The organism is Desulfovibrio desulfuricans (assembly GCF_004801255.1).
Lineage (GTDB): Bacteria > Desulfobacterota > Desulfovibrionia > Desulfovibrionales > Desulfovibrionaceae > Desulfovibrio > Desulfovibrio desulfuricans_C.
This window is the reverse complement of record NZ_CP036295.1, coordinates 362083-383185: the sequence shown is the minus strand read 5'-3', so window position 1 is coordinate 383185 and position 21103 is coordinate 362083. Positions and strand designations below refer to the sequence as shown.

The window sequence follows — 21103 nt, the reverse complement described above, 5'->3', positions numbered from 1 at the left end:
AGGTCAGCGACGCGACGCAGAAAATATACGCCAAAGGCCCGCAACGCTACGGCAGGCATACAAACCTGCTGCGCGTTGCGGGCCTTTGGCAGTCACGAGCCTTGGCGGCCCGCGCCGCTTAAGAGCGGTAGTCGGAATTGAGGCTCACGTATTCGTGCCCCAGGTCAGAAGCCTGGAAGTTGTAAAAACCCGTGCCGCCGCCCAGGTCAATCTCAACCTGTACGTCCTTGGCCTTGAGCAGCTCTGCAAGGGCGTCTTCCTTGTCCTCGTTGACAGGGCAGCCCAGGCGGAAGCGCTCTATGCCGCACAGCTTCATGCTGACCTTGGCGGGGTCAAACTTTGCGCCGCTGTAGCCAACCGCCGTCACAATGCGGCCCCAGTTGGCGTCGCCTCCGTAGATGGCGGTTTTTACCAGCTGCGAATGCCCCACGCTGCGGGCCACGGTGCGGGCGTCGTCGTCGCTGGCTGCGCCGGTGACGGTGATGTGGATGACCTTGCTGGCTCCCTCGCCGTCCATGACCAGCATATGCGATACCGTACCGAGAATCCCCGTAAGGGCTTCCCCCAGCAGGGCCAGATCGGCCGCGCTTTCGGCGGGCACGCCAGAAGCGCCGTTGGCCAGCCCGAGGATGGTGTCGTTGGTGGAGGTGTCGCCGTCAACGCTCACGCGGTTAAAGGTCTTTTCCACCGCGTGGCCAAACATGGCCTGCCACGGTTCGCGGGCCACCTTGGCGTCGGTGAGGGCCACGCAGAGCATGGTGGCCATGTTGGGGCAGATCATGCCCGCGCCCTTGGCCATGACCGTCAGGCGCACCACGCCGCCCGAAAGCGTCACCTCGCGCATGGAAAACTTGGGAAAGGCATCGGTAGTCATAAAGGCGCGGGTAAAGCCCTCCGCATCGCGGGTACCGATGTTTTTGGCCAGTTTGGGCACAGCCTCAAGCCACAGATCCATCTTGAGGTGCGCGCCCACAACGCCTGTGGATAGGGGCAAAATTTCGTTGGCCTCAAGCCCTGTCAGGCCGGAAACCATGGCCTGAGTGGCGCGACAGTTGGCCAGCCCCTCGTCGCCGGTGCAGGCATTGGCCTGACCCGAGTTGGCAAGCACAGCGCGGGCAGTGCCGCGCGTCGCCAGAATCTCCTGGCACACCAGTACGGGGGCGGCCTTGAAAAGGTTCTGGGTAAACATGCCCGCCAGCACTGCGGTAGTGTCTGAAACTATAATGCCAAGGTCATCGCGGCCAGGCTTTTTAAAACTGGCCGCCGCCGCACCGGCCCTGAACCCTTTTGGCAGATCGTCCTGCATCGCCCTCTCCGTAACATCGTTGACTGTGCCCGCAAAAACATCGGCAATTGCCGAAGCATAGCGCAATAAACCCAATACATGTCCGTTTTGGCAGGATGCACTTTTCCCGCCCGGTCAACAACAGCTATTTTGCGCCTGCGGTAAAACAAAGCGAGGGAGGAAACCGCCGCTTCCTCCCCCGCCGTATCAAGCACTTGAGCGGCTATGCCGCACAGCACAAATTATGTGCGGCTCTTCTGGATTTCTTCGGCAATGGCCTGGGGCACGCGTTCGTAGTGGTCGAACTGCATGGTGAAGGTCGCACGGCCCTGAGTGCGCGAACGCAGGTCGGTGGCGTAGCCGAACATGGCGGAAAGCGGCACCTGAGCGCGCACGCTCTGTGCGCCGCCAGCGCGGGCTTCCATGCTCTGCACGCGACCGCGACGGCCGTTCATGTCGCCCATGACGTCGCCGAGGTATTCTTCAGGGGTGACCACTTCCACGTCCATGATGGGTTCGAGCAGCACAGGGGTGGCCTTGCGCATGCCGTCCTTGATCGCCATGGAGCCAGCCACGTAGAAAGCCTGTTCGGAGGAGTCCACTTCGTGGTACGAACCGAAAACCAGGTTGACCTTCACGTCCACCACAGGGAAACCAGCCAGCACGCCAGCCTTGAGGGCGTCGTTGATGCCCTTGTCGACTGCGGGGATGTATTCCTTGGGGATAACGCCGCCGGTGATGGAGTTGACGAACTCATAGCCCTTGCCGGGGTTGGGTTCGACCTCGATCACGACGTGACCGTACTGACCGCGGCCACCGGACTGCTTGGCGTACTTGAGGTCCGACTTGGCAGGCTTGGAGATGGTTTCGCGGTAGGCAACCTGGGGTTTACCCACGTTGGCGTTCACGTTGAATTCACGGGTGAGGCGGTCAACGATGATTTCCAGATGCAGTTCGCCCATACCGGCGATCAGGGTCTGGTTGGTTTCGTCGTCGCCCTTCACGCGGAAGGACGGGTCTTCCTTGGCCAGCTTGTTAAGAGCGGCGGAAAGAGCGTCGCGGTCGGCCTTGGTCTTGGGCTCGATGGCCACTTCGATAACCGGATCCGGGATGTTCAGCGATTCCAGGATGACTTCGCGCTTTTCGTCGCACAGGGTATCGCCGGTGGAGGCGTTCTTGAGGCCCACGAGGGCAACGATGTCGCCAGCGCCAGCCCATTTCACGTCTTCACGCTTGTTGGCGTGCATCTTGAGGATGCGGCCGATGCGCTCGCGCTTGCCGGTTTTGGAATTGTACACGGTCATGCCGGATTCGAGGAAGCCGGAATAAATGCGGAAAAACGACAGGTGACCAATGAAGGGGTCGGAGAAGAGCTTGAACACCAGACCGGCAAGGGGTTCCTTGTCGTCGCAATGGCATTCGATGATTTCTTCTGGCTTGCCAGCGAGATGGCCGGGCATGGCCGGGATGTCCACCGGAGAAGGCAGGTAGTCCACCACGGCGTCCAACAGGGGCTGCACGCCCATGTTGCGGAAGGCCGAGCCCAGCAGCACCGGCACGATGTTGCGGGAGATGGTGGCCTTGCGGATGCAGGTGATGATTTCTTCTTCGGTGAGGGTCTCGCCGCCCAGGTACTTTTCGAGCAGGGCTTCGTCTTCCTCGGCTACGGCTTCAAGCATTTCGTGATGCTTTTCGTCGAAGAGAGCCTTCATGTCGGCAGGCACGTCTTCGATGGAGAATTCCGCGCCCTTGGAGCTCTTGTCAAAACGGATGGCGTGCCCGCGCACCAGATCCACCACGCCTTCAAATTTGTCTTCGTTGCCGATGGGCAGCTGCAACGGAACGGCCTTGGCGCCAAGGCGTTCGTGAATCATGCTCACGCAGCGGAAGAAGTTGGCGCCGATACGGTCCATCTTGTTCACAAAGCAGATGCGCGGAACATGGTAACGGTCAGCCTGACGCCACACGGTTTCAGACTGGGGCTCGACACCGGCAACGGCGTCAAACACGCACACGGCACCGTCGAGCACACGCAGCGAACGTTCGACTTCGATGGTGAAGTCAACGTGGCCGGGGGTGTCGATGATGTTGATACGGCAGTCTTTCCAGAAGCAGGTGGTCGCGGCGGAGGTAATGGTGATGCCGCGCTCCTGTTCCTGCTCCATCCAGTCCATGGTGGAGGCGCCGTCGTGCGTTTCGCCGATCTTGTGGTTTACGCCGGTATAAAAAAGAATACGCTCGGTGGTGGTAGTCTTGCCTGCGTCAATATGGGCCATAATGCCGATATTGCGCTGTTTGTTTACAGCAACGGTGCGGGACACGGTGTTTCCTCCATACTGCGGATGCGGTGTGGTGCAAAGCCGACGCCGCTTCCTTGCGGACGCGGCGTCGGGCTGAATTCAGATATAAAGCGGAAGGCCCTCTTACCAGCGGTAATGAGCGAAAGCCTTGTTCGCGTCGGCCATGCGGTGCGTGTCTTCACGCTTTTTCACCGCGCCGCCGCGTCCGTTGAAAGCATCCAGCAGTTCGGCGGAAAGCTTGGCAGTCATGCCTTTTTCACCGCGCGAACGGGCGTAGTTGATAAGCCAACGGATGGACAGGGAAACCTGGCGTTCCGGGCGCACTTCCATGGGAACCTGGTAGGTGGCGCCGCCTACGCGGCGGGCCTTGACTTCCATGTGGGGCTTCACGTTGTCCAGGGCCTTTTCAAAGGCGCGCATGGGTTCTTCGCCCGTCTTTTCAGCCAGGGTCTCAAGGGAGCTGTAGAAAATCTTTTCGGCTGCACCCTTTTTGCCGTCGAACATGAGCCTGTTCACAAACTTGGTGACAAGGCGGCTGGCGTACAACGGATCGGGCAGCACTTCCCTCTTGGGAATAGGACCTTTACGGGGCATGGGGTTTCTCCTTCATGCATGTTGGCGGCGGCACCAAACCCCGCGGCGACCGGCGCTTCACGGTGGAAGCAGCCAGGCGGGCCGCATGGCGCGCGCCGAAAGAAAAAAAACTACTTGGGACGCTTGGCGCCGTACTTGGAACGGCTCTTGCGACGATCGGCCACGCCGGACGTATCAAGGGTACCGCGCACGATGTGGTAACGGACACCGGGCAAGTCTTTTACACGACCGCCGCGGATGATCACCACGGAGTGTTCCTGCAGGTTGTGACCTTCGCCGGGGATGTAAGCCGTAACTTCGATGCCGTTGGTCAGGCGCACACGGGCGACCTTACGCAGAGCCGAGTTAGGCTTTTTCGGGGTGGTGGTGTAAACGCGGGTGCAAACGCCGCGGCGCTGCGGGCAAGCCTGCAGGGCGGGGGTCTTCTTGCGCTTCACCACGGCCTTCCGCTCGATGCGGATAAGCTGGTTAATCGTGGGCATTATTTCCCTCCATGTGGGATATTGCGCTCAAAAAAGAGCTTTTTCGAACAACAGGACATAGCGTGTCTGTCAAAGGCTGTCAATAGGCATCCCCCTGTGGAATACACAGGCAAAAATATACCTATGGCACAAAACCATTGCGTAATAACAGCCTGTTAGCACGCAACAGCAGGGACTAACCCCGTTTTAACGCGGCATGGAGCCCGAAAAAAAATGTATGACAAGTACGCCCAGCACAATGAGACCAAGGCCAAGGCAGGCGGCAAGGTCGAGCTTTTGCCCAAAAAACAGCAGCCCCAGCAGCGACACCAGCACGATGCCGATGCCGCTCCAGATGCCGTACGATATGCCCATGGGCACGATCTTGAGCACCTGTGACAGCAGATAAAACGAAACGCCGTATCCGAGCAGGGATGCTATGGTCGGAAACAGCCGGCTCATGCCATCCGACTGTTTGAGAAAGGCCGTGGCGCCCACCTCTACCAGAATGGCGGCGCCCAGTTGCAGATAGGCTACAGCGGCAGCACTCATACGAACCTCACTACGTTGCGCGGGGATAGCCCGCCACATGAACCGCGACGCGGACGACAGACATCAGCCTGTCGTCCGCGTCGCGCAGCAAACCAGTACCCCTGAAGGGTTACTGGCGTTATTCTTCAGTAAGAGCCTCGGCAAAGCGTGCGCGCAGGGCCTGCATTTTTTCCTTGGCGTCCAGCAGCTTTTCGGCGCGTTCGCGCTCGCGGGCCACCACATCCGCAGGGGCGCGGCTCACAAAGCTTTCGTTGCTCAGCTTCATGTTTACGCCCACCACGTCTTTTTCGAGCTTGGCTATTTCCTTGTCCAGGCGGGCCAGCTCGCCGTTAAGATCCACAGCGCCCTTGAGCGGCACGATGACCTGGCAGCCCTCAACCACGGCGGAGGCCGACGCCTTGGGCGCATGCACGTCAGCGCCGATGGTGAGGTTTTCAAGCCGCGCCAGCGTGGCCATGCAGTGGCTGTTGGCCTCAAGCAGCGCGGCCTGCGCCGCGTTCACAGGGTGCAGCATAAGGCTGACCTTGTGGCTGGGGCTGATGCCAAGCTCGGCCTTGATGGTGCGCACCGCCACAATGATGCCCTGAATCAGCTCCATGCGGCCGGCCTCTTCAGGCCGCACGCAGGCGGGCCGCGCCGCAGGGTAAAGCTCGCGGGCGATGTCGGTGGCCTTTGCCCCGGCCGCAACGGGCAGGGCCGCCCATATTTCGGCGGTCACAAAGGGCACGATGGGGTGCAGCAACACCAGCAGCTCGCGCAGGGCGAGCCACAGCACATACTGGGCCTCGGCCTTGCGTTTGGGGTCCTCTGACTGCATATCGGGCTTGATGAGCTCGAGATACCAGTCGCAGAATTCGTTCCACAAAAACTTGTAGCCCAGCTGGGCCGCATCGTTGAAGCGGTAATCGGCCAGGGCCTTGTCCATGTCCTGCTTGACCACTTCAAGCCGGTGCAGCAGCCACTGGTGGTGCAGACCGGGCACGGATTCCGGGGCCACCGGGGCAGGGGCTTCTTCCGGCAGGTTCATAAGGGCGAAGCGGGCCGCGTTCCACAGCTTGTTGACAAAGTGGCGGTAGCCCTCAATGCGCTCTTCAGACAGGCGGATGTCGCGCCCCATGGCGGCAAAGGCCGTCAGGGTAAAGCGCAGGGCGTCGCAGCCGTATTTGTCGATCATCGCCAGCGGGTCAATGACGTTGCCCGTGGATTTGGACATCTTGCGGCCCGAGGCGTCGCGCACCAGCGCGTGCAGGTACACGTCCTTAAAGGGCACCTCGCCCATAAAGTGGATGCCCATCATCATCATGCGGGCCACCCAGAAAAACAGGATGTCAAAACCCGTCACCAGTACCGAGGTGGGGTACCAGCGGCGCAGGTCCTTGGTGTCTTCGGGCCAGCCCATGGTGGAAAAAGGCCACAGAGCGGACGAAAACCATGTGTCGAGCACGTCTTCTTCCTGCTTGAGCGCGCCGCCGCACTTGGGGCAGACGGCGGGGGCTTCTTCGGCCACCACCATTTCGCCGCACGATTCGCAATTCCAGGCAGGGATGCGGTGGCCCCACCATATCTGGCGGCTGATGCACCAGTCACGGATGTTGTCGAGCCAGTGATAGTATGTCTTGAGCCACGTTTCGGGAAAAATTTTGGTCATGCCGGGCACGGCGTCGCGCGCGGCGGGGGCCATCTTGGTGGCGGCCACAAACCACTGCGTGGAGACGTGCGGCTCGACCACCGTATGGCAACGGTAGCAATGGCCCACGGCATGATCGATTTCTTCAATGCCCTCAAGCTGCCCGGCGGCTTCGATGTCGGCCACGATGCGGGTGCGGCATTCGTCCTTGGCAAGGCCCTGATAGACCCCGGCCTCGGCGGTCATGACGCCGTTTTCGTCAATGGCCTTGAGAAACACGAGGTTGTGCTTTTTGCCCAGCATCCAGTCGTTGTGGTCGTGGCAGGGGGTAACCTTGAGCGCCCCCGTGCCGAACTCGCGGTCAACATAGGCGTCGGCGATAATGGGGATCTCGCGCCCCAGCACGGGCACCACGGCGGTTTTGCCGATGAGGCCCGCGTAGCGCTCGTCTTCGGGATGCACGCAGATGGCCGTATCACCGGGGATGGTCTCGGGCCGCGTGGTGGCAATGGTGATGTGCCCGCTGCCGTCGGCCAGCAAATAGCGCACCTTCCACAGTTTGCCCCGGCTCTGCTCGTGTTCGACTTCGTCGTCGGCCAGGGCCGTGTGGCAACGCGAGCACCAGTTGATGATGTAGTCGCCCTTGTAGATCAGGCCCTCGTTGTACAGCTGCACAAAAACCTTGCGCACGGCGGCGGAAAGGCCTTCGTCCATGGTAAAGCGCAGGCGCGTCCAGTCTACGGAATCGCCCAGGGCGCGCGCCTGATCGAGGATGCGGTGGCCGTATTCGTCGCGCCATTCCCACACCCGGTCGATAAAGGCCTCGCGTCCAAGATCCTTGCGGCTTTTGCCTTCCTTCGCGAGGGCGCGCTCCACCACGTTCTGGGTGGCAATGCCCGCATGGTCGGTACCGGGAACCCACAGAACATTTTTGCCCTTCTGGCGGGCATGACGGCAAAGCACGTCGATAAGGGTATGGTTGAGCGCGTGCCCTATATGCAGCGCGCCCGTGACGTTGGGCGGCGGAATGACAATGGAGTACGGCTCGCCGGGAGCGTCCGGGTCGGGCGTAAAGGTTTTGTCATCCTCCCAGTGCTTGCGCCACCGGGCTTCAACGTCATGGGGCTCATAGCCCTTGGGTAGCGTATCCGCCATCTTGCTTTCTCCGTAAAAGGCGGCGATACTGCGGTATTATGTTTGCCGCACAGCCAATCTGCATATTATGGGATGCGTCCCACATCTGGGGCCTCATGGCCTGGCGCGCTGTTCGCGCACTGGGACTGCCCTGCCGCCTGGTTAAGGGACAAGAAATAGCCGAAGGCGCGTATTTAGGCAAGCCGGGCGGCAAAGGCCCCGGCAACGGCCAATGCCAGGGGGAATCAGGCGTATCGCTGCTGCTGGTTCCCGGCGGCAACGCGCGGCTCAAGGCAGCCGCCCTCGCCCCTGCGGGGCGCGAGGCCATACGCCAGTGGGTGGAACGAGGCGGCAACTATCTGGGTTTTTGCGGCGGTGCGGGGCTTGCCCTCACCCACCCCAACCCAGATCACGGGCTCAACCTTTGCCCGTGGACGCGGGCGGCCTATCCTGAGCGCCTGTACCACCTTATTTCGGGCCACGTGCGGACGCACGTTACCCAGGGGCATGAATTATCACCGCAAAGGCTGGATCAGCCAGACGGCCCGCCCAGGTCCGACCACCTCACTGCCGGCATCACGTCAGGCTGCATCGGCGCTCGCCGTGCCGCCATCCGCCAGCCGCAGAACGAAGCCCGGGAGTGCGCCTTTTTGCCGTCCCTGCCGGTATGGTGGCCAGGCCGCTTTGCCCCCGCGCAGGACGACCGCGTCACGGTGCTGGCGTCCTATGGATTTCCTGACAAGGATTTCTGGCTGGCGGATCTTACCCTGCAGAGCATTCCGTCCAGGGTCTTTTTGCAGTGGCGCGACCTGTACGGGGTCAATCTTTCGGCGGATTTTCTGGAGGGCCAGCCCATGGCCGTGACCGGCCAGTATGGTCAGGGCCGGTATGTGCTCAGCTATTCGCATCTTGAAACGCCGCACAGCCACGACGCCAACGCATGGCTGGCCCAGCTGCTGCGCAGTATGACCGGCCTTGAGCCCAGCCGCGTAGACGTGCCCCTGTGGCAGTTGCGTCACCCCTGCGCCGCATGGCCCGAAGGCACGGGCGGCCCCCTGCTGGACGCCCTGCGCCACATGCGCGAGCTGCTTGATCTGGCCGTGGCCCACCACCTCTTTTTTGCCCGCACCCACTGGCTGTGGGGCTGGCGCACGGGCCTGCCCGGCGCATCGTGCAACAACCTGCACGCCGCCCTGTGCACGGCGGCCAGCCTTGAGCCGTCAGCGGCGGCCCTGGCCTACTGGCAGCAGACCGCGCCGCGCTTTGCCAAGCTTGAAAGCCTGTTTGCCGCCGGGGCGGAGGATTATTTTCTGGCCTGCCGCCTGGCGGAGACGCTCTCGCCCACCATGCCCGACGCCGTGGACAAACGCGGCCTGGACCAGCAGAGGGAAGAACTTTTTGGTCATCCCATGACTGGCGGGGGCATTCTTGCCGAACTGCTGGGCATGGTTGAAGAGCTCATCTATCTTTCCCAGACGTCCATGCCCTGCGACCTGGCCTGAGCCAGCCCCGGAGCTGACGCTTGAACCACCGCCGGGGCTGCAGAACGCTGGACGGCGACGGCTCATGCCGGTATGAGGGGTTTTGCCCCATCAACCCCAACTCCCCCGGTTCACATGTACGCATTTGATCTTGGCTGCACAGCCTACCAACGGGCCTTTGAAATACAGCAACAGGCTCAGGCCTTTGTGCTGCAGGGCGGCGACGACATATTGCTGCTGCTTGAGCACCCCCCGACCGTGACCATGGGCAAAAATTCCGGGCAGGAAAACCTGCCCCAAAACCTCGCGACCCTGTGGGGGGCGTCGGTGGACGTGGTGCACAGCACGCGCGGCGGCAATATTACCTGCCACTTTCCCGGCCAGCTGGTGGCCTACCCCATCGTCAACCTGAAAAAACGCACGGGCGGCATCAGGGCCTATGTGCAGGATGTGGAAGAAACCGCCATCCGCGCTGTACGGCGCTTCGGCATTGAGGCGGGACGCAGGCAGGGCTTTCCCGGCGTATGGGTGGGCGGCAGCAAAATAGCCTCGCTGGGCATTGCCGTGCACCGGCATGTTACCCTGCACGGTCTGGCCATGAATGTGGACAGGGATCTCTCGTTGTTCAACATCATCACGCCATGCGGTCTTGAGGGCGTAACCGCCACATCGGTGCAGCGCGAGCAGACCGGGCCTCTGGCGACCATGCCCACGGTGAAAAGCCGCTTTCTTGAAGCCTTTTGCGAAGTTTTTGCGCAGCCGCAGCCGCCGCTGCAACAGGCCGAGGCCTGCGCGGCCCTGCTTGCGGGACATGACCAGGCAGATCCCAACTCCATCAGACCACGATAATCTACGGCAGCCCTCTGCCGGCAGGATACCCTACATGACCCAACCCGATTCCACCGTCCCGCAGGGCGAGGCCAACGCCCCCCTGCGCAAGCCCGCATGGCTGCGCCGCCCCCTGGCCTCCGACCGGCGCTTTTTTACCACCTCCGCCCTGCTCAACGAGCAGGGGCTGTCCACCGTCTGCAAAGAGGCCAACTGCCCCAACCGGCAGGAATGCTTTTCGTCCGGCACGGCCACGTTTTTGATTCTGGGCGAAACCTGCACGCGCAACTGCCGGTTTTGCAACATCCACCCCGGCCAGACCAGCGCCCCGGACCCCACCGAACCGCAGCGTGTGGCACAGGCCGCCGTAACGCTGGGCCTCAAGCATGTGGTTGTCACTTCCGTGACGCGCGACGATCTGGACGACGGCGGTTCGGCGCAGTTTGCCGCAGTGATACGGGAACTCAGGCAGGCCCTGCCGCAGAGCAGCGTCGAGGTGCTCATTCCCGACTTTCAGGGCGACGCCTCCGCCCTGCGCACGGTCATGGACGCCAAGCCCGACATCATCAACCACAATGTGGAGACCCACCCCGACCTCTATACCCAGGTGCGCCCTCAGGCGGACTACGTCCAGAGCCTCGAGCTGCTGCGCCGCGTCAGCGACGGCGGCATGACGGCCAAGAGCGGCCTTATGGTCGGGCTGAGCGAAACCGACGAGCAGGTGCGGCAAGTCATGGCCGACCTGCACGCCGCTGGCTGTTCCATTGTAACCATCGGCCAATACCTGCCGCCCACGAGCCAGCACCACAGACTTGACCGCTATGTGACGCCCGAACAGTTTGATGAATATGCCGCCTACGGCAGGTCGCTGGGCCTGCGCCACGTTTTTTCCGGCCCGCTGGTACGCAGCAGCTACCACGCCGCCAACTTTGCCTGATGCGGACGGGCGTGCCGCCGCATGCAAAAAACGGGTGTCGGTTACCAAGCGGTAACCAGCACCCGTTTTCAGTCTGCCTTGCAGCCCCGGTCAGATCATGCCCAGGGCGTGGAACCCCCAAACAAAACCTGTCAGGGTAAAAATACTCAGCCCGTTTGCAACCACCGCCGTCAAAGCCGCTTCTTCCGGCACCGTACTGTACACCTCGGCGATGACGGTCACCACCAGGGCCGTGGCCGTGGCGCTGATGATCACGCTGATGACAAGCCAGAGGCCGGACACGCCAAGGGCCGCCAGCATGCCCCAGCACAGCAGCGGATGCAGCACCAGCTTGCAGAGGATGAACCAGCACTGGCGCACAACCGCGTGACCATGCGCCTGACGTGTGGCCACCACCAGCTTTTGCCGCAGATCAAGCCCCAGCGACAGCAGCATGCAGGGAGCCGCCGTATAGCCCACAAGACTTACAGCGCGGTCGATGGGCTCCCACAGACCAAGACCGGAGGCGGAAAGCGCAATACCGGCCAGCGTGGAAAGCAGGATGGGATTGCCGAGGATAAAAACCCGCACAAGCTTGCCAAAAAATTTAAGCGGATTGCCGCCGTCCCAGGCCAGAGAGCCTGCCAGAGCGTCCAGCCGCGACTGTCCAATGATCATCACCACGTTGGGCGTAAGGGTGCAAAGGCCCGCGATGAGCATGGCCGAGGCATTGCCGGGAAACAGGTTGGAAACGATGGGCAGACCCACAAAGGCCGCGTTGCAGGCAGAGCACGACAACCCCGCAACCACGCTGGGGCCCACGCCGCGCCTGCAAAAAATTTTGTCGCCAAGGTTGCCTACGCAATACATGACAAGCTGTGAACCCAAAATACCGCCCCAAAAGGCCCAGTGCGCCAGATCTTTCACGTTTGCGCCCGCCAGCAGATGCAGAATCAGCAGCGGCAGCGCCAGTTTGAGCACATAGATACCCAGCACCGGCCCGGCGTTTTCAGGCAGCACGTCGCGGCTGCGCAGCAATACGCCCGCGCCAATGATCAAAAAAACCGGCAAAACGGCAAACAGCGCTTGAAACATGGGGCACCTTTTTATCCTCGGTAGTTTCGTCCGTCGGCAGGGCCGCCGGGCAAAGGAACTATGGCGCGGGCGGTTGTGGTTGTCCAGCAAAAACTGTTTGGTTATTCAAACAGTTTTTGCTGGACAACAATTTCACCTGTCATATATACCAGTTGTCATCAGTTCGTCCACTTGTGCCGCGCTTGAGCATGCGCTGCAAAGGGACGACACACCCCTCTGCGCACCATAAAAAAAGCCCTCCGTCATTTTGACGGAGGGCCTGTGCAAACAATCCGCTAAAAAGCAGCCGGGCTAATCCGGACTACTTCTTGGCCTTGGGAGCCTTGGCGTCGTCCTTGGGCGTTTCGGCCTTGGGGGCGGGCGCGGCCTCAGGGGCCTTTCCGGCTTCGGGGGCCACGGGCTTGAACTCGACCTTCTGCTTGTTCACAAGCTCCAGCACTTCGTTGGTCACGTCGCTCTTGGAATCAAAGGCGGCGGCGGCTTCGGTGCTGATGATGACGGTGTAGCCCTTTTCGGCGCGGTAGGTATTGATGACGCGCTGAATGGTGTCATACAGCATGTTGACCACGTTCTGCTGTTCCACCTGCATGCGCTGCTGGGCCGACATATAGACTGCCTGCAGTTCTTTCTGCGCGTCGGCGTCCTTGGGGTTGGCTTCCAGACGATGCTGGATGTCGTTGAGCTTGGTCTGCATGTCGCCCTGCAGGCTTTCAAGGAACTTCACTCCGCTCTTGCCGGGTTCGCTGTCGCGCATAACTCGGGCCATATCCACTACCGCCACCTTGGGCTGTGCAGTATTGTCGGCCTGTTGGCAGGCAAAAAGCATCATGCTCAGCAACAATGCCAGCGGCATAATAAAACGAATTCGCATGGTTGTAACCACTCCTCTCAAAATATGGCCGGGCAACGTGTCGGGGGCTCGGCGTTGATGAACATGTACTTTGTTTTTATAGGCACTACAACCATTTTTCGCGCAAATTTCCTCACCAAAGGCCGATTTGACGGCTGCCCCCGGTGCGCGGCTGGTTTAGCGCAACGAGGCGTATTGCGCCTTCATCCTTTGCACCCTGGCGACGTAGTAGCGCGTTTCGCGGGCGGGCAGACGCGTGGCAAGATCCTGATAAAAAGCCTCGACGCTCATGGAATTGATATAATCCACGGCTTCTTCCATGGTTTTGCCGTACAGGCGCAAAAAGCGGTTGGGCCCCATGTTGTACGCCGCCACCGTGCAGAACTCCCTGGCGCGGGGGTCGCGCACCCCGGCGAAATAACGCGTAAACAGTATGTGCAGATAGGTTGTGCCGTAACGTATGTTGGTCTCGGGCACGCGCAGGTCTTCAAAACCCACGTCGCCCATATGTCCGTACAGGTAGCGGTGCACCTCGTCGTTTGCCGTGTCAGGCACCACCTGCATGAGGCCCATGGCCGACTTGTTGCTTACAAGCGTGGGTGAAAAATCGCTTTCGCTGTGAATGATGGCGTAGATCAGATCGGTGTTCAGGTTGTAGCGGCGCGAAAAACTTTCAACCAGGCTCTGGTAGCGGCGCGCCCTGGCCTGCAGCTTTTCCATGTCGTTGTCGTCAATATCCCCGCCAAAGTCGCCAAACGCGGCCCCGTGGCGCAGCACTTCAATGACGGCCCTGCGCACAACCCTGGGGGAATAGCCCGCCATCATGGACTTGGGCGTCACCCAGCGCAGGGGGCGGCCAGAGGCGTCAAGGGGGTCGCCGTAGTCGCGCGGCTGATTGCTGACCAGCAGGGGCGCGGAAGCGCCGTCAAGCGTCAGCAGCGGCGCAAAATCGCCCTGGGCGTCGCCCGAAAAGACTATGGCGGGTTCGCCCGTATCAAGACTTACGCCACCTGCGCCAAACGAAACTATACGCCGCGCGGCCGCATTATCCGCAACGGTTGCTTTGCCGGGTTTCTGTTCGGTGCGCGCAGCCGCGCGCAGCGCCTTGGACCCGCCGGTTTGCGGGCCAACGTCAGAGGCCACCGGCCCCCGCACCGCCCACAGCCTGGCGCCGTCGCCCTGAGCCAGAATGGGCACGGGCATGTCTTCGGGGCGCAGACGCGCCACCATGCCGCTTGCACGGCGGCGCAGCTCCGGCCCTTCGCTCTGCGGCACAAAACCGGCCAGCAGGCCCAGCACCAGCAGTGCGGCCGCCAGACCAAGAGATATGAGCAAAAGAGTGTTACGTCGCTTCATGGGCATCCCCGTGGGCAACGGCAAGACCTGCGTCCAGCCGCCGTTACGGTTGTATGGCTGACCTCGGTGCCTCCGCCCGCAGACGGACGCCGTGTCGGAATTTCGACAGTCGAGAATCTTCCACAAGCCTCCTTGCAATTCCTTTGCCAAATCTCCATTTGTTCCTGACAAACCACTTTACAAACTGTGTACTTTAATTCAGAAAGGACGGCCCCTTTTATGAGCTACCGTTGACCAGACCTTTTTTCCCACCTATACTTTTTTCTGTGAAAAAAGGTTTGCGCGCCATGGAGATGGACGCCGCGCAGGGGTTCCAACGAACCCCATTGCGGTTTTCACCAATGAACAAGATGGGTTAGCCAGGGCGACAACTTCTTACAAGCGCGCAGCCGCGCCGGTTTCCCTGCAATGGCCAGCCAGCGCTGGCCGCGTTGGCCGGAGGGAACATGGAGCACACAGTGGCCCAGCATTCGCCCGAATATATCCGCGAAGAAATCAAACGTCTTCTTAAATATGCGCCGCCGGAGATGCGCGCGGCCGCCATTGCCCTGTTGCCCGCCGCCAAACGCACTCTCAACACCGGCTATCACCCCTCCCTGCGGGGCGTGCCCATGCGCAGCTGGCGTTGCCTGCTCATGCTGCTTACCTCCATAGCCGCCATGCAAAACGACACGGAAATGCTGCTGCGCGTTTCCAACGACCTGCTGGCCATTGCCGACCGCATGGCCCCCCCTGGCGAAGTGCTGCGCCAGAGCGCCGAAATTCTCGTCCACGCCCTGTACGCCGACATGTACGTGTGCCGCCTGCGCAACGCCAACGGCGAATGGGTGGCCCGGTCCGCCAATCAGATAGACGGCAACAGCATACCCATCGTGGCCCCCATGCTTGAGGAAGGGCTGCGCGAGCACCCTGTCATGCGCGCCATCCTTGAGGGACACACCCGCTACGTGGTTTCCAACAACCTGCAGGCCCTGGCCATGGGCGGCGAATCGTTTGACTGCATCATCTACAAGGAAGGCTACCGCTCGCGGCTGGCCTTTGTGCTGCGCGAACGCAGCAACAGGCCGCCTTTCGGCCTGGTCATGCTGTACACCAAGCGCGAATACGGCTTTGAAAGCTTTGACGAGCGCTTTCTTTCCAAGTGCGCCAGCATTGTTTCGCTCACTGTGGGACGCCGTGTGGCAGTAGCTCGTGATACGCTGGAAAAGGCCGCCGGAGCAATGGCCCATTACGGCAACAATGCCCTCAACGTCATGCGCAACCAGGCGGAATACTGCGGCGAACTGGTGGAAGACCTGGACGCCAACCAGGCCCGCAGCCTGCGTCTTGCGCGCGAACTGCTGGCCGAGTTTCCAGAAAATTCACGCGGGCGCATGCTCGCCGTTGAGCTCGAAAAAGCCCTGGCCCGCAACGACCTTACCGAGATGGCCGGGCACCTTGGCGGCGTGCTTGAAGGCACTCGCCGTATGACGCGCATCATCAATTCGCTCAAAAAATCCGCAGACCGCCCCCGACTGATGCACTATGCGCTTGGGCACGATGTTATACGCCTTGAGGACGACGCAACCCGCGAGGATTAGTCATGCGAGCCGCAGGGCTTTTTCCCTTTTTGGAAACCATCAGGCGCTATACCGCCCAGGACCTGAAGGCGGACCTTACGGCCGCCCTCACCGTCACCCCCATGGCCGTGCCGCAGGCCATGGCCTATGCCATTATTGCGGGGGTGCACCCCCAGTACGGCATCTACGCCTGCATGCTGCCCGTGGTGCTGGCCGCCCTGTGGGGTTCGTCGCGCTTTATGGCCGCAGGCCCCACCAACGCCATCTCCATGATCATCTTTTCCACCCTGGCCACCGTCAGCGTGGGGGGCGAGCTGATCATCAACATGCCCGAAGAATCGCGCATGGCCTATATTTTTGGCATGGCGCTGTTGTGCGGGCTCATTCAGGTGGGCATGGGGCTTGCCCGGCTGGGCGACCTTGTCAATTTTATCTCGCATTCGGTCATGGTGGCCTTTACCGCAGGGGCGGCGCTGCTCATCGCCGCAGGCCAGCTGCATACGGCCATGGGCCTTACCGGCCCAAAGCCCTCGGGCTTTTTCAGCCAGATATTCGGCGCGTTGCACGGGCTGCCCTTTGTCAATTACTGGAGCTTCGGCATTGCCGTGGGCACTATTGCCATCACCCTCGCCTTCAAACGCGTTTCACCGCGCTTTCCCGCTTCGCTGGCCGCTCTTGGCGTCGTAACGCTGTTTGCCGCCATTTTTGACGTAGGCCAGCGGGGCGTGCCGGTGGTGGGCGTCATACCTAGCGTTGTGCCGCCTTTTTCGCTGCCCCCGTCGTTTGATCTCGACGCTGTGCGCGATCTGTTTATGCCCGCTCTGGCCATAGCCCTGCTGGGAACAGTGGAATCGCTGGCCATCGGCAAGCAGCTGGCCAGCATCAAGCGCGACGCCTTTGACGGCAGCCAGGAGCTCATCGGTCAGGGGCTCGGCAACATCGCGGCCGGCCTCACCTCGGGCATACCCGGCTGCGGGTCGTTTACCCGCAGCGCCCTTGTGGTTACCTCTGGCGGCAGAACCCGAATGGGCACGGTGTTTTCGGGCATTCTGGCCCTGCCCCTGCTGTTTGCGCTGGCCCCGCTGATCAGCTGGCTGCCGCTGCCCGCGCTGAGCGGCATACTGCTGCTCATTTCGTTCAAGATGATCGACGTGGAAGCCATACGGCTGTGCGTCGTGGCCACCCGCGTGGACAGGGCGGTGCTCTCCATCACATTTCTTTCCACCCTGCTTTTTGACCTCGAAAAAGCCATTTTTATCGGCGTGCTGTTGTCGCTCACCCTGTTTATCTACAAAACCGCCCACCCGCGCGTAAACAGACTGCATCAGGGCGACCCGCTGCTGCGCGAGGGCCCTGCCGAGCTGCCGCCGGGCATTACCGTGTACATGATTGAAGGCACGCTGTTTTTTGGGGCCATACACGAACTCGAACGTCTGCTGTATGCCGAAGACAGCGAACCCACACGCCTTGTGGTGCTGCACCTGTCGCGCGTCTTCTGGATAGACGCCTCGGGGGCGCACGCCCTTTCGCAATTCATCGAGCGCTGCTATGCCCGCAGCCTGCCGGTCATTCTTGTGGTGGGCTGCCCCAGCGTGCGCGACATCTTGCGGCGAACCGGCCTGCTGGAGTATCTCAGCAACGGCTTTGTGGCCGAAACCACCGGCGAAGGGCTGCGGCTGGCGGCAGCCCTGCTCAACCGCGTTGTCTGCCGCGAAGGACAGTGCGCCGTGCCGTCTACGGACGCCGCATCCACGCCCGACGCGGCCAACGCCGCCGACACTGGCGATGATGCCAGTGCCGTGGCTGCGGGAGCTGCTGTGCATGCAGCCCCGGAATACATGACCCAGTCTGCTCGCGTGGCGCTGGATGCCCACGGCAATGTCGTGCCCACGGCGGAGCAGACGCCGGACGCGCCCGCAACGGGCGGAGATTCTGCAAAAAAGCCGTGCGCAACCAAGGAGCGCCCGTGACCAAGGTTTTTCAGCTTCCGACCTGTCCCTCAAACCCCGCTTCACTGCCCTTCGGGCCGGAGCATCCCTGGCTGGCCCCCCTTGCCGGATACAGCGACCTGCCCTTCCGGCTGCTCTGCCGCGAATACGGGGCAGCCGTATGCGTTACCGAGATGGTCAGCGCCAAGGGCCTTGTGTACGAAAGCCCCGGCACCAATGAACTGCTCATGACCCTGCCCGAAGACCAACCGCTTGTGGTGCAGCTGTTTGGCGCCGAGGCTGCGTTCTTGGGACGCGCGGTGGAACTGCTGCGGCAGTCTGGTTTTGGCTGGTTTGACCTCAACATGGGCTGCTCTGTTTCAAAGGTGCTGCGTCAAAGCGCGGGCGCGGCCATGCTGGGCGACACCGACAACGTGCTCGCCGTGGCCCGCGCCATGCTGGCTGCCGCAGGCCCTGGACGCGTGGGCTTTAAACTGCGTCTGGGGATCGACGACGCCCGCCCGGTGCTGCCCGACCTTGCCCTGCGCCTTGAAGACGCGGGCGCGGGCTGGCTGACTCTGCACCCGCGCACCGCCCGTCAGGGTTTTGGCGGCACCGCGCAGTGGGATGCCATTGCCGGCCTTGCCCGGCGGCTCAGCATTCCCCTGCTGGCCAGCGGCGATCTTTTTTGCGCCGCCGATGGTGTGGCCTGCCTTAAAAGCACCGGCGCCACGGGCGTCATGTACGCGCGCGGCGCCATGCACAACCCCGCCATATTTGCCGACCACGCGGCCTTGCTGGCTTGCAGCGCCCCGGTGCCGGCCGACGCCCCGCAGCTCAGGGCCATGATCTCGCGACATTTGCAGCTTGCCCGCGCCCATTGCCCCGGCAAGGCCGCCCTGTGGAAGATGCGCTCGGTGGTTCCGCGCTACGTGCGCACCCTGCCTGGCGCGCGGGCCTTGCGTCAGGAGCTTTGCCGCTGTAGTGATTGGGAAGAGCTTGACAGGCTGCTGGATATTTTTTTGGGCGGCCAGACGCAACAAAACGCATAAACGCCTGCGCCCACTGCGGCGCACCGCGCATATTTACAGCATGCCGGGGGACGGGGCCGGGCGCACTGCCCGTACTGTTGCCGCCGCCCGCGCAAGGAGCGCATTGATGGACGTCTACCGCGCCAAAACAGCGGGCTTTTGCATGGGTGTAAGCCTGGCGCTGCAAAAACTGAATACGGCCCTTGAGCGCAAGGGAACAAATGCCGAGGCGAATCGCATCTGCACCCTTGGCCCCATCATCCATAACCCGCAGGTGCTGGCCGAATACGAATCGCGCGGGGTCGTCTGCGTCAACGACGCCACCCTGCTGGCGCAGAAAGATGTGGCCGTTATCCGCGCGCACGGCATTACGCGCCAGGTTGAGGAGCAGGTGAAGAACAGCGGCGCGGACATTGTGGACGCCACCTGCCCCAAGGTCAAAAAAGCCCAGCTTTCCATTGGCAGGGCCACAGCGTCCGGCGCAACCCTGCTGCTCTTTGGCGAGGCCGATCATCCGGAGGTGCGGGGCCTTGTTTCTTACGCATGCGGCCCGGCGCACGTTTTTGGCAGCGCCGCCGAGCTGGCCTCGCTGCACCTTGCAGAAAACCAGCCCTACGTGCTGGCCTCGCAAACCACGCAGGACCGCAAGATCTTTGAAGAGATCGTAGCGGATCTGCGTAGGCGCTTTGCTGATCTTGTGGTGCTTTCCACCATTTGCGACGCTACCCGCGAGCGGCAGGAGGAGGCGCGCAACATTGCTTCTTCTGTGGATGTCATGGTAATCATAGGCGGAAGACAAAGCGGCAATACCCGCAGGCTGGCCGATGTGGCGGCCCTGAACGGCATTGACACCTTTCTTGTGGAACGTGTTGAAGAACTTGCCGCAGAAAATTTTTTGCAAAAAAATCGTGCAGGTCTAACGGCTGGCGCATCTACGCCGAAAAGTCTTATTGACGCCGCCCATCTGTGGTTGCAGTCGCTTTAATCCCGTTTGCCCCTGAAGCGGTACTTTTCTGGAGGCAGCATGGCCCAGACCAATATTCTGCTGGAAGCCGGCACCAATGAGCTGGAAGTGGTTGAATTCTATCTTGAAGAATTCACCCCTCCCTCTGAAGACGCGCCCCAGCTGGACGAAAACGGCGAACCCGTTCCGACCAGACCCTATCGTGGCTACTATGGTGTAAACGTAGCCAAAGTGCTTGAAATCATTCGCATGCCCAAGGTTACGTCGCTGCCCGAAGTGCAGCACCCCAGCGTGCTGGGTGCGTTTAACCTGCGCTCGCGCATCATTCCACTGGTGGACCTGGCCATGTGGCTGGGCAAAACCCACCCGGAAAACGAAGAACAGCCCAAGACCATTGTGACGGAGTTCAACAACGTCACCACGGCCTTTATGGTTTCAGGCGTCAACCGCATCCACCGCATCAGCTGGGAACAGGTGGAGCCGCCGAACAAATACGTGGCCGCTGTTTCCAACAATACGGTCATCGGCGTGGTCAAGCTTGAAGACCGCATTATCTTTCTGCTCGACCTCGAAAAGGTAGTTGCCAACCTCAACCCCAAACTGGGGCTCAGGCTCGACGACCTTGGCGAAGACTGGACCAACGAAGGCTACCGCGCCCTGGTGGCCGACGACTCGGCCCTGATACGCGAAATGCAGCGCGACCTGCTTGAAAAGGCGGGCTTTACCGTTGAGGTGGTTTCCAATGGCCGCGCGGCCTGGGAACGGCTGCTGGACTTCAAGAAAAGCGCAGAAGAAAGCAACCGCCCCATCACCGATTATGTGCATGTGGTTGTTTCAGACATCGAAATGCCGGTCATGGACGGGCTTAATCTTACCCTGCGCATCAAGGAAGATTCCCTGCTCAAAAAACTGCCGGTGCTGCTCTTTTCTTCGCTCATTACTGACAAGCTGCGTCACAAGGGCGTCAGCGTGGGCGCGGACGACCAGATTTCCAAGCCCGAGGTTACCCAGTTGGCCCACAGGGCCATGGCCCTCATCAAGGCCAGAGCGCAGGAGCAGGCCTAAAAAACATTGGGCGCGCAGGTATTTTGGGGGAGGTTCCTTTGCAGGGGCCTCCCTTTCTTTTTGAGTTTGTTGCAGTT

17 protein-coding genes are annotated in these 21103 nt (G+C 61.4%); 8 read left to right on the top strand and 9 right to left on the bottom strand.

Annotated elements, in window-relative coordinates:
- Positions 1–118: 118 nt before the first annotated feature.
- From argJ to DDIC_RS01450, 6 genes are all read right to left on the bottom strand, one after another.
- Positions 119–1306: a bifunctional glutamate N-acetyltransferase/amino-acid acetyltransferase ArgJ gene (gene argJ / locus DDIC_RS01475; RefSeq protein ID WP_136398808.1), complete on the bottom strand. Its 1188-nt coding sequence runs from the start codon at positions 1304–1306 to the stop codon at positions 119–121.
- 221 nt (positions 1307–1527) lie between these two features.
- Positions 1528–3606, bottom strand: coding sequence for an elongation factor G (fusA, locus tag DDIC_RS01470; protein WP_136398807.1), 2079 nt, complete (start codon positions 3604–3606; stop codon positions 1528–1530).
- Between the two features lie 102 nt (positions 3607–3708).
- Positions 3709–4179 (bottom strand): 30S ribosomal protein S7, encoded by a 471-nt coding sequence (rpsG, locus tag DDIC_RS01465; RefSeq protein ID WP_136398806.1) that lies wholly within the window; start codon positions 4177–4179, stop codon positions 3709–3711.
- Between the two features lie 110 nt (positions 4180–4289).
- Positions 4290–4661, bottom strand: coding sequence for a 30S ribosomal protein S12 (gene rpsL, locus DDIC_RS01460; RefSeq protein ID WP_008683436.1), 372 nt, complete (start codon positions 4659–4661; stop codon positions 4290–4292).
- 186 nt (positions 4662–4847) lie between these two features.
- Entirely contained in the window at positions 4848–5192 is a 345-nt protein-coding gene (locus DDIC_RS01455; RefSeq protein WP_136398805.1) for an SMR family transporter, read from the bottom strand.
- A gap of 118 nt (positions 5193–5310) precedes the next feature.
- Positions 5311–7974, bottom strand: a complete 2664-nt coding sequence (locus DDIC_RS01450) for a valine--tRNA ligase (RefSeq protein WP_136398804.1) — start codon at positions 7972–7974, stop codon at positions 5311–5313.
- Positions 7975–8069: 95 nt separating this feature from the next.
- On the opposite strand from DDIC_RS01450, the gene DDIC_RS01445 reads away from it, so the two are divergent.
- From DDIC_RS01445 to lipA, 3 genes are all read left to right on the top strand, one after another.
- Complete coding sequence (locus DDIC_RS01445) at positions 8070–9455, top strand: BPL-N domain-containing protein (protein WP_348769733.1); 1386 nt, start codon at positions 8070–8072, stop codon at positions 9453–9455.
- Between the two features lie 114 nt (positions 9456–9569).
- Complete coding sequence (lipB, locus tag DDIC_RS01440; protein ID WP_136398802.1) at positions 9570–10283, top strand: lipoyl(octanoyl) transferase LipB; 714 nt, start codon at positions 9570–9572, stop codon at positions 10281–10283.
- 34 nt (positions 10284–10317) lie between these two features.
- The gene (gene lipA / locus DDIC_RS01435; protein WP_136398801.1) at positions 10318–11199 is read left to right on the top strand and encodes a lipoyl synthase; all 882 of its coding nucleotides are present in this window, start codon (positions 10318–10320) and stop codon (positions 11197–11199) included.
- A gap of 90 nt (positions 11200–11289) precedes the next feature.
- On the opposite strand, the gene DDIC_RS01430 is transcribed toward lipA, so the two are convergent.
- The 3 genes from DDIC_RS01430 to DDIC_RS01420 all read right to left on the bottom strand — a co-directional run bounded on the left by DDIC_RS01430 (position 11290) and on the right by DDIC_RS01420 (position 14479).
- The gene (locus tag DDIC_RS01430; protein ID WP_136398800.1) at positions 11290–12273 is read right to left on the bottom strand and encodes an AEC family transporter; all 984 of its coding nucleotides are present in this window, start codon (positions 12271–12273) and stop codon (positions 11290–11292) included.
- 301 nt (positions 12274–12574) lie between these two features.
- Entirely contained in the window at positions 12575–13144 is a 570-nt protein-coding gene (locus DDIC_RS01425; RefSeq protein WP_136398799.1) for an OmpH family outer membrane protein, read from the bottom strand.
- 156 nt (positions 13145–13300) lie between these two features.
- Positions 13301–14479, bottom strand: a complete 1179-nt coding sequence (locus DDIC_RS01420) for a transglycosylase SLT domain-containing protein (protein ID WP_136398798.1) — start codon at positions 14477–14479, stop codon at positions 13301–13303.
- 446 nt (positions 14480–14925) lie between these two features.
- Here DDIC_RS01420 and DDIC_RS01415 point away from each other — a divergent pair, with 446 nt between their 5' ends.
- The 5 genes from DDIC_RS01415 to DDIC_RS01395 all read left to right on the top strand — a co-directional run bounded on the left by DDIC_RS01415 (position 14926) and on the right by DDIC_RS01395 (position 21026).
- Positions 14926–16059 carry a hypothetical protein gene (locus tag DDIC_RS01415; RefSeq protein WP_247647511.1) on the top strand — a complete coding sequence of 378 codons (1134 nt, stop codon included), beginning with the start codon at positions 14926–14928 and terminating at the stop codon, positions 16057–16059.
- A gap of 2 nt (positions 16060–16061) precedes the next feature.
- Positions 16062–18008 (top strand): SulP family inorganic anion transporter, encoded by a 1947-nt coding sequence (locus tag DDIC_RS01410; protein ID WP_136398797.1) that lies wholly within the window; start codon positions 16062–16064, stop codon positions 18006–18008.
- Positions 18005–19018: a tRNA dihydrouridine synthase gene (locus DDIC_RS01405; protein WP_136398796.1), complete on the top strand. Its 1014-nt coding sequence runs from the start codon at positions 18005–18007 to the stop codon at positions 19016–19018. Before DDIC_RS01410 ends, DDIC_RS01405 begins: the two co-directional genes overlap by 4 nt.
- 106 nt (positions 19019–19124) lie before the next feature.
- Positions 19125–19982, top strand: coding sequence for a 4-hydroxy-3-methylbut-2-enyl diphosphate reductase (gene ispH, locus DDIC_RS01400; protein WP_136398795.1), 858 nt, complete (start codon positions 19125–19127; stop codon positions 19980–19982).
- 39 nt (positions 19983–20021) lie between these two features.
- Positions 20022–21026, top strand: coding sequence for a chemotaxis protein (locus DDIC_RS01395; RefSeq protein WP_136398794.1), 1005 nt, complete (start codon positions 20022–20024; stop codon positions 21024–21026).
- Positions 21027–21103 lie beyond the last annotated feature (77 nt).